The organism is Nocardiopsis sp. MT53 (assembly GCF_019598965.1).
Lineage (GTDB): Bacteria > Actinomycetota > Actinomycetes > Streptosporangiales > Streptosporangiaceae > Nocardiopsis > Nocardiopsis changdeensis.
In genome coordinates, this window is the sequence record NZ_CP080599.1 from 1,079,859 (window position 1) to 1,095,076 (window position 15,218).

10 protein-coding genes are annotated in these 15,218 nt (G+C 74.1%); 5 read left to right on the forward strand and 5 right to left on the reverse strand.

Annotated elements, in window-relative coordinates:
* Positions 1 to 52: 52 nt before the first annotated feature.
* From K1J57_RS04565 to K1J57_RS04575, 3 genes are all read left to right on the forward strand, one after another.
* Positions 53 to 643, forward strand: a complete 591-nt coding sequence (locus K1J57_RS04565; protein WP_220565345.1) for a DUF1707 domain-containing protein — start codon at positions 53 to 55, stop codon at positions 641 to 643.
* A 119-nt stretch (positions 644 to 762) separates the two neighbouring features.
* Entirely contained in the window at positions 763 to 2,151 is a 1,389-nt protein-coding gene (locus K1J57_RS04570) for an aspartate ammonia-lyase (protein ID WP_220563228.1), read from the forward strand.
* A gap of 259 nt (positions 2,152 to 2,410) precedes the next feature.
* Entirely contained in the window at positions 2,411 to 4,408 is a 1,998-nt protein-coding gene (locus K1J57_RS04575) for a serine/threonine-protein kinase (protein ID WP_220563229.1), read from the forward strand.
* A 60-nt stretch (positions 4,409 to 4,468) separates the two neighbouring features.
* On the opposite strand, the gene K1J57_RS04580 is transcribed toward K1J57_RS04575, so the two are convergent.
* Both K1J57_RS04580 and K1J57_RS04585 read right to left on the reverse strand, forming a co-directional pair.
* A complete protein-coding gene (locus K1J57_RS04580) occupies positions 4,469 to 5,113 on the reverse strand; it encodes a lytic transglycosylase domain-containing protein (protein ID WP_370634596.1) in 645 nt (214 codons plus the stop codon).
* A gap of 43 nt (positions 5,114 to 5,156) precedes the next feature.
* Positions 5,157 to 5,849 carry a lytic transglycosylase domain-containing protein gene (locus K1J57_RS04585; protein WP_220563230.1) on the reverse strand — a complete coding sequence of 231 codons (693 nt, stop codon included), beginning with the start codon at positions 5,847 to 5,849 and terminating at the stop codon, positions 5,157 to 5,159.
* Between the two features lie 416 nt (positions 5,850 to 6,265).
* On the opposite strand from K1J57_RS04585, the gene K1J57_RS04590 reads away from it, so the two are divergent.
* Positions 6,266 to 10,306 carry an SCO7613 C-terminal domain-containing membrane protein gene (locus K1J57_RS04590; protein ID WP_220563231.1) on the forward strand — a complete coding sequence of 1,347 codons (4,041 nt, stop codon included), beginning with the start codon at positions 6,266 to 6,268 and terminating at the stop codon, positions 10,304 to 10,306.
* 81 nt (positions 10,307 to 10,387) lie between these two features.
* On the opposite strand, the gene K1J57_RS04595 is transcribed toward K1J57_RS04590, so the two are convergent.
* The 3 genes from K1J57_RS04595 to K1J57_RS04605 form a co-directional block, all read right to left on the reverse strand.
* Positions 10,388 to 11,737, reverse strand: coding sequence for a PhoH family protein (locus tag K1J57_RS04595; RefSeq protein WP_220563232.1), 1,350 nt, complete (start codon positions 11,735 to 11,737; stop codon positions 10,388 to 10,390).
* 267 nt (positions 11,738 to 12,004) lie between these two features.
* On the reverse strand, positions 12,005 to 12,766 hold the full coding sequence (locus K1J57_RS04600; protein ID WP_220563233.1) for an isoprenyl transferase: 762 nt from the start codon (positions 12,764 to 12,766) through the stop codon (positions 12,005 to 12,007).
* Positions 12,767 to 12,861: 95 nt separating this feature from the next.
* On the reverse strand, positions 12,862 to 13,473 hold the full coding sequence (locus K1J57_RS04605; RefSeq protein WP_220563234.1) for an RNA polymerase sigma factor: 612 nt from the start codon (positions 13,471 to 13,473) through the stop codon (positions 12,862 to 12,864).
* Positions 13,474 to 13,828: 355 nt separating this feature from the next.
* Here K1J57_RS04605 and K1J57_RS04610 point away from each other — a divergent pair, with 355 nt between their 5' ends.
* Positions 13,829 to 15,196: a serine/threonine-protein kinase gene (locus tag K1J57_RS04610; protein WP_220563235.1), complete on the forward strand. Its 1,368-nt coding sequence runs from the start codon at positions 13,829 to 13,831 to the stop codon at positions 15,194 to 15,196.
* Positions 15,197 to 15,218: the final 22 nt, after the last annotated feature.

Genomic DNA, 15,218 nt, shown 5'->3' on the forward strand with positions numbered 1-15,218 from the left:
GTACCGGCGCCGGGGGCCCCGGTCGTCTAGGGTTGGCGGTGTGAGCGAGCGGATCCCCCCTGAACGGCTGCGGGCCTCCCACAGCGACCGCGAACGGGTGCTGAAGGTGCTGCGCGAGGCCGCCGCGGACGGGCGCCTGGACCTCGACGAGTTCCAGGAGCGCTCGGACAGGGCCCAGGAGGCCAGGACCCTCGGCGAGCTGCCGCCGCTCACCGCCGACCTGCTGCCCGCGCAGGAGCAGCCCATCCGCCTGGACCACCAGCCCGCCTTCGGGGTGTTCGGCACGGCCGTCCGCAGGGGGCGGTGGGTCGCCTACCCCGGCGACCTGGCCCTGGCGGTGGCGGGCCGGGTCGAGGTGGACATGCGTGAGGCGCTGCTGCTGCGCGGCCACCACCGGATGACCGTCACCGCGGTGCTGGGCCGGGTGGAGATCCTGGTGCCCGACGGGGTGGAGGTGCGCGTCAACGGCCGCTCCGTGCTGGGGCTGCGGAGCACCACGGCGCGGAGGTCGGACCTGTCCGATCCCCCGGTCCTGGAGATCAACGGGTTCTGCCTGCTGGGCACCGTCCGGATCAGGGCGCCCCGGCGGCCCTTCCTCACCCGGTTGCGGCGGCGCGAACGGCGTCCCGGCATCGGGTCCTGACCTGCCCCGATGTCAACATGATGCGCGTAACACCGCCTTGGCGGGGTGAGGTGGCGGTGTGCCCCCGTGCGTCTGGCAGGCTGGGATTCACAGGTTTTCCCAGGAGAGTGTGGTAGCCAATGAGTGAGTTCCGCATCGAGCACGACTCGATGGGTGAGGTCAAGGTCCCGGCCGACGCCAAGTGGCGTGCCCAGACCCAGCGCGCCGTCGAGAACTTCCCGATCTCGGGGCAGGGGCTGGAGGGCGCCCACATCGCCGCCCTGGGCCAGATCAAGGCCGCCGCCGCCAAGGTCAACGCCGAGCTGGGCGTCATCGGCGACGACCTGGGCAAGGCGATCCGCGAGGCCGCCCTCGAGGTCGCCGACGGCAAGTGGGACTCCGAGTTCCCGATCGACGTGTTCCAGACCGGTTCGGGCACGTCGAGCAACATGAACACCAACGAGGTCATCGCCACCATCGCCAAGGAGCGGACCGGCCTCGACGTCCACCCCAACGACCACGTCAACGCGTCGCAGTCCTCCAACGACGTCTTCCCCTCCTCCATCCACATCGCCGCCACCTCCGCGGTGATCAACGACCTGATCCCGGCGCTGCGCCACCTGGAGGGCGAGCTGACCCGCAAGTCCGTCGAGTTCGCCTCGGTGGTCAAGAGCGGCCGCACGCACCTGATGGACGCCACCCCGGTCACCCTGGGCCAGGAGTTCGCCGGGTACGCCGCCCAGGTCCGCTACGGCGTCGAGCGCCTGGAGGCCTCCCTGCCCCGGGTGGCCGAGCTGCCGCTGGGCGGCACCGCCGTGGGCACCGGCATCAACACGCCGGAGGGCTTCTCCGCCCGGGTGATCGCCGAGATCGCCGCGCACACCGGCCTGCCGCTGACCGAGGCCCGCGACCACTTCGAGGCCCAGGGGGCCCGCGACGGCCTGGTCGAGCTGTCCGGCCAGCTGCGGACCATCGCGGTCGGCTTCGCCAAGATCGCCAACGACGTCCGCTGGATGGGCTCGGGCCCGACCACCGGCCTGGGCGAGCTGTTCCTGCCCGACCTCCAGCCGGGCTCCTCGATCATGCCGGGCAAGGTCAACCCGGTGCTGTGCGAGGCCGTGCTCCAGGTGTCCTCGCAGGTCGTCGGCAACGACGCCGCGGTGGCCTTCGGCGGCGCCAGCGGCAACTTCGAGCTCAACGTGCAGCTGCCGCTGATCGCCCGCAACGTGCTGGAGTCGATCCGCCTGCTCGCCAACGTCTCGCGGGTGTTCGCCGACCGCTGTGTCGCCGGGATCGCCGCCAACGAGGAGCAGTGCCGCACCTACGCGGAGTCCTCCCCGTCGATCGTCACGCCGCTCAACCGCTACATCGGCTACGAGGAGGCCGCCAAGGTCGCCAAGCAGTCGCTGAAGGAGAAGAAGACCATCCGCCAGGTGGTCCTGGAGCGCGGCTACATCGCGGACGGCAAGCTCACCGAGGAGCAGCTCGACGCCGCCCTCGACGTCCTGAAGATGACCAACTCGCAGTAGGCGCCGCCGGGGTCCCGGGGCCGGGGGTCCCCGCCCTCCGGGACGCCGGACACGACGGCACCGGTCACCCGAGGTGACCGCGGGGCACCCCGCCGGGCGGGGTGCCCCGTCATGTGTCCGCGCCCTCCCCGGGGAGGGCGCGGGAAGGTGACACTTCCGTTCCGATGCCCACTGTTCAGGAACCTTCCCCATTCGGTAGGCGTCGGACATTCTTGACAGAGCACCCGTGAGCACGAGCCCGCGTCCGAGAGGGCAGTACATGTCGAGTAACAGCGACAGTGAGCGCATCGTCGCGAACCGTTACATCCTGCGCCGAGAACTCGGCCGGGGTGGCATGGGAGTGGTCTGGGAGGCGTTCGACCCCTCCCTGGACCGGACGGTCGCGATCAAACAGGTGCTCCTGCCCGATCACTTCACCGACGAGGAGCGCGCCGACGCCCACGCCAGGGTGCGCCGGGAGGCCCGGTCGGCGGCCCGGATCTCGCACCCCTCCGTGATCACCATCCACGACGTGTTCGACTTCGAGGGCGACCCGTGGGTCGTGATGGAGCTCGTCGAGGGCGGCTCCCTCCAGGACATGCTCGAACAGCGCGGCGCCCTGGACGTGGAGACCACCGCGACCATCGCCGAGGCCCTGCTCAAGGCGGTCCAGGCGGCCGACGCCGCCGGGGTCCTGCACCGGGACATCAAGCCCGGCAACATCATGATGTCCGCCGACGGCCGGGTCATCCTCACCGACTTCGGCATCGCCACGATGGAGGGCGGGCCGAGCATCACCCGCACCGGGGCGCTGATCGGGTCCCCCGAGTACATGCCGCCCGAGCGGCTGGAGGGCGGCCCCGCCGAGCACCGGGGCGACCTGTGGAGCATCGGCGTGACGCTGTTCGCCACGGTGGAGGGGCTCTCGCCCTTCCGCCGCGACTCCATCACCGCGGCCATCGCCGCGGTGCTGGGCTCCCCCCTGCCCCCCATGCGCCGGGCGGGCCGGCTCACCCCGGTGATCGCCGGCCTGCTGGAGCGCGACCCCGACCGGCGGCTGACCGTGGACGGGGCGCTGGCCCTGCTCGACGAACGCGGCGGGGCGGGCGCCGCCGCGGCGTACGCCGGCGGCCACTTCCCGGGTCCCGGCCCGGCCTCCGACAGCGGTCCGGTGACGGCGGCGAGCGGCGGGTACCCGAGCGGTCCCCTCACCGGCCCGGGGACCGGGTACCCCAGCGGTCCGATCCCCGGCGGCCCGGTCGGCGGCCACCCCAGCGGCCCCCTCACGGGACCGACCGGCGGCCACCCGGCCGGCCCCGGCCCGGGGGCGACCAGCGGCCCCCTGAGCGGACCGCACCCGGGCATGGGCGGTCCGAGCGGCCCGCACACCCCGCCGCGCCCGTTCCCGCCCCACGGTCCGACGACCCCGGGCACCCCCTTCGGCCCCTCGCGGCCGCAGCCGTCCTTCGCCTCGCACAGCGGCGGCCACGGCCCGGGCCACGGCGGCCCCACCGGCGGACAGGGCACCCTGGCGCCGCCCCGGCCCCCGGCGCGGTCCTCCGGCGGTGTGAACAAGCTGCTCATCGGCCTGGGCTGCGGCGTCCTCGCGCTGGTGCTCATCGCGGTGGTCGCGGTGGGCGGCATGCTGCTGTCGAACAGCGGCGCGGAGGACCCCGACCCGCAGGCCGACCCGTCGGAGAGCGCGCTCCCCGGCGAGCAGGGCGCCCCCGTGGAGCCCACCCCCTCGAACGTGCCCGACGACGCCGGGGACGACCAGGACGGCCCGCCGTCCTACGAGGAGATGGAGACCTTCGAGTCCCAGTGGTTCGACGTGGAGTACCCCGAGACCTGGACGGTGGACGACAGCAGGATCGACGAGAGCCTCGTCGTGTTCGTCGCCCCCGGGTCCGACCACCAGGTGTGGGTCGCCGGGTGGACCGAGGAGGAGTTCACCGGGACCAGCGCCGAGTACCTGGAGGAGACCAAGGGCGGCACCGACGTCGAGGGCGACGTGACCACCGACTACCTCCAGCTCAACCTGCACGAGTTCGGGGAGGACGAGTACGAGGACGGCTGGGACGTCGCGCTGGTCCGGTCCAACCTCACCAACGACACGTGGCCGAGCCCGGCCCGCCGCTTCTGGGCCTACGCGGTCAGCATGGACCACCAGGGCGAGCGGGTGTTCTACATGGTCACGGTCAACGTGCCGCGCGGCGACTCGGGCTACTACGAGGAGCTGCCCGGCGAGGTGATGGACTCGTTCGAGCCGCACCTGTGACCGGTGCCGGACACCGCGACGGCCCCCGGCGATCGCCGGGGGCCGTCGTGCGCGTCGGGATCAGTACCAGCCGACGGACTGGGAGTGGGCCCAGGCACCGCAGGGGGTGCCGTAGCGGCCCTTGATGTAGTCGATGCCCCAGGCGATCTGGGTGGCGGGGTTGGTCTGCCAGTCCGAGCCGTGGGACGCCATCTTGCTGCCGGGAAGCGCCTGCGGGATGCCGTAGGCACCCGAGCTGGGGTTCTCGGCCAGGTGGTTCCAGTTGCTCTCCTTCTGCCAGAGCGGCTGGAGGCAGTCGGTGAACTCGCTCTCGGGCCAGCCCTCGGCGAGGACCATGTCCAGGGCCAGGCCCTGGGCGTCGCCCGTGAAGGCGGGGGTCTCGGGCTCCTCGGGCTCCTCCTCGATGTCCTGGGCCTCGGAGGCGGTGGTCTGGGTCCGGGCCCCGACGGCGGCGTCGCGCTCGGCGCGGGCCTCGTCGCGGGCGGCCTGGAGTTCTTCCTCGGTCGGCTGCTCGGAGGACGAGAAGAAGTCGTCCTCGACGGCCTCCTCGGCGGGGGCCTCCTCGTCCGGGACGGCGGCGCTGGCCGCCACCTCCGGGTCGACGCCCTCGTCCGCGAACGCGGAGACGGCGAACGTCGCGCCCGCGACGAGGGTGGCCGCACCGATGGCCGCCGTACTGCGCAGCGACATGCGGTTGAGTAACACGGTTACCTTTCCCAAGAGGGGGTCATGGGGCGGGAAAGCCCTATTAATACCAGTTGTTCGCCTGGGAGTGGGCCCACGCACCGCACGGGGTGCCGTAGCGGCCCTTGATGTAGTCGATGCCCCAGGCGATCTGGGTGGCGGGGTTGGTCCGCCAGTCCGAGCCGTGGGACGCCATCTTGTCGCCGGGGAGCGACTGGGGGATCCCGTAGGCGCCCGAGCTCGGGTTCTCGGCCAGGTGGTTCCAGCCGCTCTCCTTCTGCCACAGCGGTTCGAGGCAGTCGGTGAACTCGCTCTCGGACCAGCCCTCGGCGAGGACCATCTCCAGGGCGATCTCCTTGGCCGACCCGGCGGGGACCGGGGTGCCGGAGCCGCCGGAGGATCCGCTGTCCCGCGGCTCGGGGTCGGGCTCGGGTTCGGGCTCCTCGAGGATGTCGGAGGCCTGTGCGTCGCCGCTCAGGACCGCGTCGCGCCCGGCCTGCTCGGCGGACTCGCGGGCCTGTTCGAGGTCCTCCTGCCGGCGCTGCGGGTCGGCTGCGGCCGGGGTCTGGAAGAAGTCGTCGTTCTCCTGGGCGGTCGGGACCGGGGAGGGCTCCGGCGGCAGGGCCGCCGAGGCCGCGTCACGGGGGTCGGGGGTCCCGGAGTCGGCGAAGGCCGCGACACCGAAGGTGCCCGCGGCGACCAGGACCGCGGCGCCTGCGGCGCCCGCGTAACGCAACTGAATCCGTGGGAGTGGCAAGATCGCCCTTTCGCGTAGACGGCCGCACGCGCCTACGGGACGCCCGGCCGGGCCGGGGCCGCGCGCGTGCGGTGGATCTCCGCCGTCGGCCTCGGGGCCGGGAGAGAAGGGGGACGGGCGCGATCGCGCTCCGCCCGCACGGCGGGTCCGCACGGTGGGGGTGCTCTGTGCAGCGGATTCAGCCTGCACCATCATTACGACCACGTAACACCGTAGATACTGTGGCTTGACTCACATCACGTAAAGTGTCCACATTGCCGGACTCTGACCTGCACTGGGACACGGAGAGTCAAGGGGTGACCAAGGGGACTCCAAGGAGTGGGCGTTCCCACTCCGGCCGCGGCCCCCGGATCCGGGTCCGGACTGAGTACGCGTACGGATGTGCCCGGCCCGGTCCCGGGGACAGGATGGCGGACATGGACGTCAACGCATCCCCGCCGCCCGCAGCAGGGCCGTCCCTGCGCTGCCCGGACTGCCGCTCCCCGCTGGCGGCCGGGTCCGCGGCCTGCGCCCGGTGCGGGCTGCTGCTCACCGGCCCGCTCGCCCAGCGCCTGTGGGAGGTCGACACCGAGATCGGCCGGGCCGACGAGCACCTGAGGCGCCTGCGCAGCGAACGCTCGGGGCTGCTGCATGCGCTGCGCGCGGCCTCCCGCCGGGCGGCCGCCGTCCCCCCGGCCGCCGGTCCCGTACCGCCCGCGGCCCATCCGGCGGCCGTCCCCGCCGCCGCACCGCACGCCGCCGTGCCGCCCCGGCCGGACGGCGAGATGCGCCGCCGCTCCGCCCAGAACGTCATCCTGGGCCTGGGCGGGCTGCTCGTCGGCATCTCGGCCCTGGTGTTCGCGATCTGGACGTGGAGCGACATGGGCACCGGCACCCGGGCCCTGGTGCTCGGGGCGACCACGCTCGCGTTCGCCCTGGTCGCCGTGCCGCTGTACCGCCGGGGCCTCCAGGCCACCGCCGAGACCTTCGGCGTGCTGGCCGCCGCGCTGCTGGGCATCGACGCGCTGGCGCTGTGGCTGCTCATGCCCGAACGCCTGCCCGAGGGCCCCGGCTACTCGGCCGGGGCGCTGGCCGGCATCGCCGCGCTGACGGCCCTCTATCCCCTGCTGGTGCCGCTGCGCGCGCCCCGGATCATCGCGGCCCTGGCCGCCCAGCCGGTGCCGCTGCTGCTGCTCTTCGCCCTGCCGCTGGACGACCCCTTCCCCTGGATCCTGCCGGTCCTGGCCGCCACGGGGCTCGCCGACCTGGTCCTGGCCCGCGTGACCGCGCCCCTCGGCGAACACTCGCCGCGCAGGACGCTGACCGTGCTGTCGGTGGTCCTCGCCGTGCTCACCACCACCGTCTCCGCGCTGCTGGTCTTCGCCGTCACGGAAGCGGACCCGCCGGGCTGGTGGGGCCCGGCCCTGGCCCTGCTGCTGTCCGGGGCGACCTGGCTGGTCCTGGCACGCGACCGCGCCAACGGCCGGATCGCCGCCCTCCCCGCCGTCGCCGCCCTGGTCCTGGTCCCGCTCGCCGCCGGTCCGGCGGTCCTGCCGGTGCTGCCCCGCCCGCCGGCCGGCGAACCGTGGAGCCTGCGCTCGGCGGACGTCCCGGCGGCCACGGTGCTGGGCGTGGACGGCCCCGGCACCGCCTGGCCGGAGAGCCTGCCCTACCTGGCGGCGATCGCGGTCGGCGCGGCGCTGGCCGCCGGGGTGACGGCGCTGCTGCGCCGCGACCTGCTGCCGACCGTGGCGTTCCTGGCGGCCCCGCCGGTGCTGCTGGCCCCGCCGCTGCTGCTGGGCCTGCCGCACCCGGTCGCGATCGCCTGGGCGCTGTGCCTGGGCGGGCTCCTGGTGCTGGGCACCGCGGCGATCCCCGCCCGCCCGTACGCCTGGGCGTCCGCCGCGGCCGGGGTGGCGACCCTGGTCACCGCCCTGCTGTGGTCCGCGGGGCTGTTCTGGACCTTCATGGCCGCGCTGCCGTGCGTGGGCCTGGTCGCCCTGGCCGCGCTGCTGCTCCTGCGCCACCGGTTCCCCGGCTTCGGGGCCCCGGCCGCCCCCGTTCCGCCCGGGACGGCGGTCCCCGTGCCGCCGGGCCGGGTCCTGTACGGCGCCGCCCTGGCCCTGTGGGCGGTGGGCCTGCCGGCCTGGGCCTCGGCGTGGGCCGCGCTGGGCGCCGGTGTGATGCCCGCCCAGGGCAGCTGGTGGACCGCCGCCGCGATCCTGCTCAGCGGGGTGACCGCGCTGCTGCTGGGCCGCACCTCCCCGCGCCCGGCCACACCGGGCGCCCCCGACGCCCGCACCGCCTTCACGGTGTTCGGGCTGCTGCTCCTGCCGTTGGCCCTGGTGCTGGCGCCCCCGGGAGGTGCCCTGTGGAGCGGGGGCACCTCCCTGGAGGTCTGGAGCGCGCCGCCCGAGGTGATGCTCGAACCCGCGACCGAGGTGCTGGGGACCGCCGTCGCCGTCGGCCCGGGCACCGCGGCCGGGCTGCTGGTCGCCGGGGCGCTGGCCGTGGCCCTGGTCGGGGCCGTCGACCGCCGGTGGCTGCTGCCCGCCGCGGCGCTGGCGGCCCCGCCCGCGCTGGTCCCGCTGCCGGTGATGCTGGGCGCGCCGTTCGCCGTCGCCGTCCTGTGGGCCGCCGCGGTGGGCGCCCTGCTCGCCCTGGGCGCGGCCCTGGTCCGCGACCGCCTGGCGTGGGCGCCGGCGGTCACCGGCCCGCTGACCCTGGCGGCGGCGCTGTACTGGTCGCTGCCCGAACAGCACACGACGCTGCTCGTGGTCCTGCTGTCGGCGGGCGCCGCCCTGGGCTGCGCGCTGCTCTCCCGCCGGGCCGCCGCGCCCCGGCACCCGGCGGAGGCCCGGGCCCTGCCGCCCGTGCCGGTGGCCGGGCCGGCGGCCGGCAGCGCGGCGCCCGTTCCCCCCGCCCCGGGCATCAGGATCGGCACGGCCTTCGGGGCGGCCCTGGGCACCGGGTTCCCGGCCGCGGCGGCCTGGGCGCTGTGCCTGGCGGGCGCCGCGGGCGCGGAGACCGGGGTGGCGGCCTGGTGGCTGCTCGCGGCGGTCCCCGTCCTGCTCGGGGCGACGGCGCTGGTGCTGGGCGAGGGAACGGACGCGCGCCCGCTCACCGCGGCCGGCCTGCTGCTGGGCGGCGCCGCCCCGCTGGTGGCCGGGACGACGGCGGCCACCGCCCTGGTCCCGGTCTCCTGGAACCACGGGGTGGCGGCGGCCGGAGCGGCCGCCCTGCTCGACCCCGCGTACGTTTTCCTGGGCCTGGGCGACCGGCCCGACCCGCTGGTGGCCCTGGGGGTCGTGGCGGCCGGCGCGGCCGCGGTCGGCGCCGCCTCCCTGGCCGCCCGCCGGTGGACCGGGCACACGGCCGCGCTGGCCGTCCCGCCCGCGCTGGTACCGGTGGCGGTGCTCGTCGGCGCGCCCTTCGCGGTGGCGCTGGCGGTGTCGGTCGCGGTCGGCGCGGGGTTGGCCCTGTGGTCGGCGCTGTCCCGGGACCGGTCCTTCTCCTGGCTGCCGGGGCTCACCGGCCTGCTGGTCCTGGCCCAGGCGCTGGGCTGGGCGCTGGCCGAACGGTACGCGACCATCGCCGTCCTGCTGGCCGTCGCGGCGCTGGGCTCGGCGGTGGCGGCGCTGGCCCGCACCGTCCCGCCCGCGGTGGCGGCGACGGCGGCGGCCACCGCGGCCACCGGCGGGTTCGCCTTCACGCTCGCCCTGGCCCTGGGCGCCCCGGCGGAGTACGCGGCGCTGGCGCCCATCGCCCTGGTGGCGGGGGTGGCCGCGGCCGCACCGCGGATGCGCTCTCCGCTGGTGGAGGCCGCCGAGGTCCCGGCCGCGCTGTGGGCGGCGGTGTCCGTGGCGGTCGCCGCGGTCCACGGCGCGCACGGCGGGATCACCGCCCTGGCGCTGGCGGTCGTCGGCGTGATCGCCCTGGCCACGGCGGTGCGGCCGGAGCGCCGGTGGGCCGCGGCGGTCGGCGCGCTGCTCATGCTCGCCGCCCTGTGGACCGCGCTGGCCGCGTGGGACGTGACCGTCCCCGAGGCCTACACCGTGCTCCCGGCCCTGGCCGCCCTGGTCGTCGGCTGGGAGTGGGCCCGCAAGGCGGAGCGGACCCCGTCGAGCTGGGCGTCCCTGTCCGGCGGCCTGTGCCTGCTGCTCCTGCCGGGCCTGGGCATGGTGCTGGCCGGCGAGGACACGCTGTGGCGGGTGCCCGCGCTGCTGGCCGCCGCGCTGGCCGTGGTCCTGTGGGGCCTGCGCCGGCGCAGCCAGGCGGCGCTGGTCATCGGCGGCCTGACCCTGCTGGGCACGGCGCTGCGGGCGTTCGGCCCGCCGCTGTGGGACCTGACCCGGCTGCTGCCCAACTGGGTGCCGTTCGCGGTGATCGGCGCGCTGCTGCTGCTGATCGGCGCCCGCTACGAGGCGAGCCTGGAGCGGGTGCGCAGGCTCGGGCACTTCATCGGGGGCATGCGCTGACCGGCGGGCCGCTCCGACCGGGCCCCGGCGGACGCGGGCGGCCCGCTCCCGGTCGGGAGCGGGCCGCCGCCGTGCCCTGCGTCAGTTCTCCAGCATCTCCGTGACCAGGGCGGCGATCGGTGACCGCTCCGACCGGGTCAGCGTGATGTGCGCGAACAGCGGGTGCCCCTTGAGCTTCTCGATCACCGCGACGACACCGTCGTGGCGGCCGACCCGCAGGTTGTCGCGCTGGGCGATGTCGTGGGTGAGGACCACCCGCGAGTTCTCCCCCAGCCGCGACAGCACGGTGAGCAGGACCCCCCGCTCCAGCGACTGCGCCTCGTCCACGATGACGAACGCGTCGTGCAGCGACCGGCCGCGGATGTGGGTGAGCGGCAGGACCTCCAGCATCCCCCGGTCCACGACCTCCTCGATGACGTCCTCGCTGGTGACCGCGGACAGGGTGTCGTGCACCGCCTGCCCCCACGGGGTCATCTTGTCGTTCTCCGTGCCCGGCAGGTAGCCCAGCTCCTGGCCGCCGACCGCGTACAGCGGGCGGAACACCATCACCTTGCGGTGCTGGCGGCGCTCCAGGACCGCCTCCAGGCCGGCGCACAGCGCCAGCGCCGACTTGCCCGTGCCGGCCCGGCCGCCCAGGGAGACGATGCCCACCTCGGGGTCGGTGAGCAGGTCCAGGGCGACGCGCTGCTCGGCGCTGCGGCCGTGCAGGCCGAACACGTCGCGGTCGCCGCGCACCAGGCGCACCGACTTGTCCGGGCGGACCCGCCCCAGCGCCTTGCCGCGTTCGGAGACCAGCACCAGGCCGGTGTGGCAGGGGAGCTCGCGGGCCGCCTCGATGTCGGTGGCGCCGTGCTCGAACAGCTCCGACACCTGGTGGGCGGCCACGTCCAGCTCGGCCATGCCCGTCCACCCGTGCTCGATCGCCAGCTCGGCCCGGTACTCGTCGGCCGCCAGGCCGATCGAGGAGGCCTTGATGCGCATCGGCAGGTCCTTGCTCACCAGCACGACCTCGCCGCCCTCCTCCTGGAGGTTGCGGGCGACGGTCAGGATCCGGGTGTCGTTGTCGCCCAGCCGGAAACCGGCCGGGAGGATCTCCGGATCGCTGTGGTTGAGCTCGACGCGCACGCTGCCGCCGTCGTCGTTCACGGGGACCGGGACGTCCAGGCGACCGTTGGCGACCCGCAGGTCGTCCAGGAAGCGCAGCGCGTTGCGGGCGAAGTACCCGAGCTCCGGGTGGTGCCGCTTGCTCTCCAGCTCGGTGATCACCACCACGGGGATGACCACCTCGTGCTCGGCGAACCGGGTCAGGGCCAGCGGGTCGGCGAGCAGGACGCTGGTGTCGAGCACGTAGACGCGCCGTTCCACGCCCGTCTCCGCGGAGGGGGCGATGGGGGACTGGGTGTCACGGCGATCGGTCGAGGAACTAGCCACTCGTTCTCCCCTTGGGCGCCGCGGGGGCGCCCCACTGTCACGGGATCATGGAGGACCGGGACCAGGCCCCACAGGGCCGGGTCCGGCCCTCCTCGTTGACGTTCCGCGGTGGCGGAGGGGATCAATGAGCCGGGGCCTCCCGAACGGGTGGACGAACGCCACCCGCTTCTTCCGAAGCTACGCGCCCGCGAACCCGTTTTCCAGTCCGTTTCCGCCCCGCGGGGTGAACACCGTGTTAAGGGGCGATGCCGTGACGGGAGCCGGGGGTCAGGAGCCGTAGCGCCGGTTGCGCGCGCCGTAGGAGCGCAGAGCGCGCAGGAAGTCCACCCTGCGGAAAGCCGGCCAGAAGACCTCGCAGAAGTAGAACTCCGAGTGCACGCTCTGCCACAGCATGAACCCGGACAGGCGCTGCTCCCCGGAGGTGCGGATGAGCAGGTCCGGATCGGGCTGGCCGCGCGTGTAGAGGTGCCGGGCGATGTCGGCGATGTCCAGGCGCTCGGCGAGCTCCTGGATACCGGTGCCCTTGGCCGCCTCCGCGTGGAGGAGCGACCGAACCGCGTCGGCGATCTCACGTCTACCTCCATACCCGACGGCGACGTTGACAACCAGGCCCGGGTTGCCGGATGTGGCCTCCTCCGCCTCCTTCAGTGCGCGGGCGGTCGACGCGGGGAGCACGTCCAGGGCCCCGACCGGCCGGGTGTTCCACCCCTCCTCGCGCAGCCGGGCGATGGTCTCCTCGATGATCTGCACGAGAGCGCCGAGCTCGGCCTCGTCGCGCGAGAGGTTGTCGGTGGACAGCATCCAGAGGGTGACGACCTGGACGCCGATCTCGTCGCACCACCGGAGCAGCTCGAAGATCTTGTCCGCTCCGGCCCGGTGGCCCTCCGCCGCCTCCGCCAGACCGCTGTTCTTCGCCCACCGGCGATTGCCGTCCATGGCGACACCGACATGGCGGGGAATCTGCCGGCCCTGCAATTGGCGTTCCAGACGCCGCTCGTAGAGCCAGTACAAGGGGTCGCGAAGCCCCATGGGCGAAAACCTCTCAGAGCTGGATCAGGGACAGCACCCTCCTGTGCCAGGAGGTGCCGACGGGGATACCGTCCAGGGTAGTTCGCCGCGAGAGGTCACGTTACGGCCAGGGACTTGCGCACGTGCTTGCGCCCCTGGTGGATGCGGGACTTCACGGTGCCCAGGGCGAGGTTCAGCTCCGAGGCGATCTCGTTGTAGTCCATCTGGCACAGGTCGCGCAGGACCAGGGGGGCCACCAGGTTCGGACGGTCCTTCTCCAGCTGGTCGAGGGCCTCCAGCAGGTCGATCCGGGAACCGGCGATCACGCTGGTGGTGCGCGGGTCGCGCTGGTGGGGCATGCGCTCGGCCTCGGTCGGGAACTCGGCGGCGCGGCGCTTCATGGAGCGGTAGGTCTGGCGGGCGGAGTTGGACACGACGGTGTACAGCCACGTCGTGAACAGGGAGTCGCCCTTGAAGCTGTCGATCTTGCGGGCCACCCGGAGCAGGGCGTCCTGGCAGGCCTCCTCGGCGTCCTGCCGGTAGGGCAGGAAGCGCGCGCACCGGCGCAGCACCTCGGGCTGGATCCGCCGGAGCAGTTCGTCCAGGGCGACGGCGTCGCCGTCCCTGGACCTGCGGGCGAGCTCCTCCAGCTCCTCGTCGACGTTGCTCGCCACCCGTCGACGGGGCGCGGGGGTCGCCTCGTGCTCGTTGTTGTCACTACTGCGCATGGCTGGTCTCTCCCTGACTGACGGCAGACGTCCGGCCGTCCGCTGTTCGGCGCTGTGCGTCCACGATTCGAGGGTCACACGTCAATAGGACGTCTACGGGCCCCCATCGGCTCCGCCTCGTTCCATCCTCCCGGTTCTCCGTCACCCGGAGTCCCACGGACAACGAAAGTTCACATTTCACACTGCCATTCCGCGGGCACGGGGGTACCCGCGGGGGTTTCCACCAGTTTCCCTCCCCCGGCGGGATCCGCGCCACCCGGAGAGGGGATCATATCCGCAAGAGTCAACGCGAAGGTGTAGATGGTGTATTAGTGGGCAACGACCGCGTATTCACCCCTGACAGACCGAGGCGGAAATGAGCCAACCCGAGGCCTTCGGCCGTTACCGCGTCATCAGACGCCTGGGGTCGGGCTCCTTCGCCACGGTCTGGCTGGCCCAGGACGACCTGCTGAACTACCCGGTGGCCATCAAGGTACTCGCCGAGAACTGGGCGCACCAGATGGACATCCAGCACAGGTTCCTGGAGGAGGCGCGCATCCTGCGCCAGACCGACTCCACGTGGCTGGTCGCGGTCCACGACGTGGACGTCCTCCCCGACGGCCGCCCGTACATGGTCATGACCTACGCCGACCAGGGCAGCGTGGCGGACCTCATCCGCCGCGGGCCGCTGCCGCTGGACGAGGCGCTGAGGCTGCTGACCGAGATCGGCCAGGGCATCACCGTGCTGCACAACCACGGCACCATCCACAGGGACATCAAGCCGTCCAACGTGCTGCTCCAGTCCTCCCCGGTGGGCCAGCGGGTGCTCGTCGCCGACCTGGGCTTCGCCAAGGCCATCGACGAGGCGTCGGGGTTCACCGCCGCGGCCGGGACCCCCGGGTACATGTCGCCGGAGCAGAGCATCCCCGGCGGCGACCTGGACGTGCGCTCGGACGTGTACTCGCTGGGCGCCGTCGCCTACGAGCTGATCACCGGGAAGCCGCCCTCGCGCCCGCCGGTGCGCGTCCCGCCCGGCCGCATCCGGCCGGGGCTGCCACGGGAGCTGGACGAGCTCATCCTGTCGGCGCTCTCCGTCGACCGGGAGAGCCGCCCGGCCGACGCCAAGACCTTCACCGACCGGGTCCGCGCCATCCGTATGGCCCCCGACCTGCCCCGGGCCGACCAGTGGTGGCAGCGGTACCGGATGCCGTGGCGTCGGGCCGCCGCCCTGGTGGCGGCGTCCGTGCTGGGGGCCGGCGTGCTCACCATGTCCGGCGGGGCCCCGGGGCTTTCGCTGACCACGGTGCGCCACGCCGGGCAGAACATCCGCATGGGGGTGCCCGCGGTGTGGGCCCGGGAGTTCCACACCGACCTGGAGGCGCAGCCCGCCGCGGCCGACGCCGGGGCCGGGCCCGGCCTGCTGGTGGCCACCGACGCCGACGACTGGCACTCCACCGAGGTCCCGTCCTACGGCGTGTACGCCACCGTGATGCCCGGGGCCCGCGACCTGTCGGGGGTCGCCGACCAGGACCCCTGCCCGGGGGACCCCGCCAGCCGCCGGGTCGACACCGGCGACTGGCAGGGCACGGTGTGGGACTGGCCCGAGTGCAACGGCAACGGGGCCTTCACCAGCGCCGCCGTGCACCGGCCCGGGGAGCCCGCCACGGTGTACATGGAGATCCGCCAGCCGGACTACCGGCCCGACCTGGTGAACGAGATCATCGACAACACGGTCCTGGGCTGACGGCCGGCCGCCGCCTCCCGCG

Coding starts and splice junctions, on each gene's coding strand:
- K1J57_RS04570 (WP_220563228.1), top strand. CDS start 763: ATGAGTGAGTTCCGCATCGAGCACGACTCGATGGGTGAGGTCAAGGTC.
- K1J57_RS04575 (WP_220563229.1), top strand. CDS start 2,411: ATGTCGAGTAACAGCGACAGTGAGCGCATCGTCGCGAACCGTTACATC.
- K1J57_RS04600 (WP_220563233.1), bottom strand. CDS start 12,766: ATGGGGCTTCGCGACCCCTTGTACTGGCTCTACGAGCGGCGTCTGGAA.
- K1J57_RS04610 (WP_220563235.1), top strand. CDS start 13,829: ATGAGCCAACCCGAGGCCTTCGGCCGTTACCGCGTCATCAGACGCCTG.
- K1J57_RS04590 (WP_220563231.1), top strand. CDS start 6,266: ATGGACGTCAACGCATCCCCGCCGCCCGCAGCAGGGCCGTCCCTGCGC.
- K1J57_RS04605 (WP_220563234.1), bottom strand. CDS start 13,473: ATGCGCAGTAGTGACAACAACGAGCACGAGGCGACCCCCGCGCCCCGT.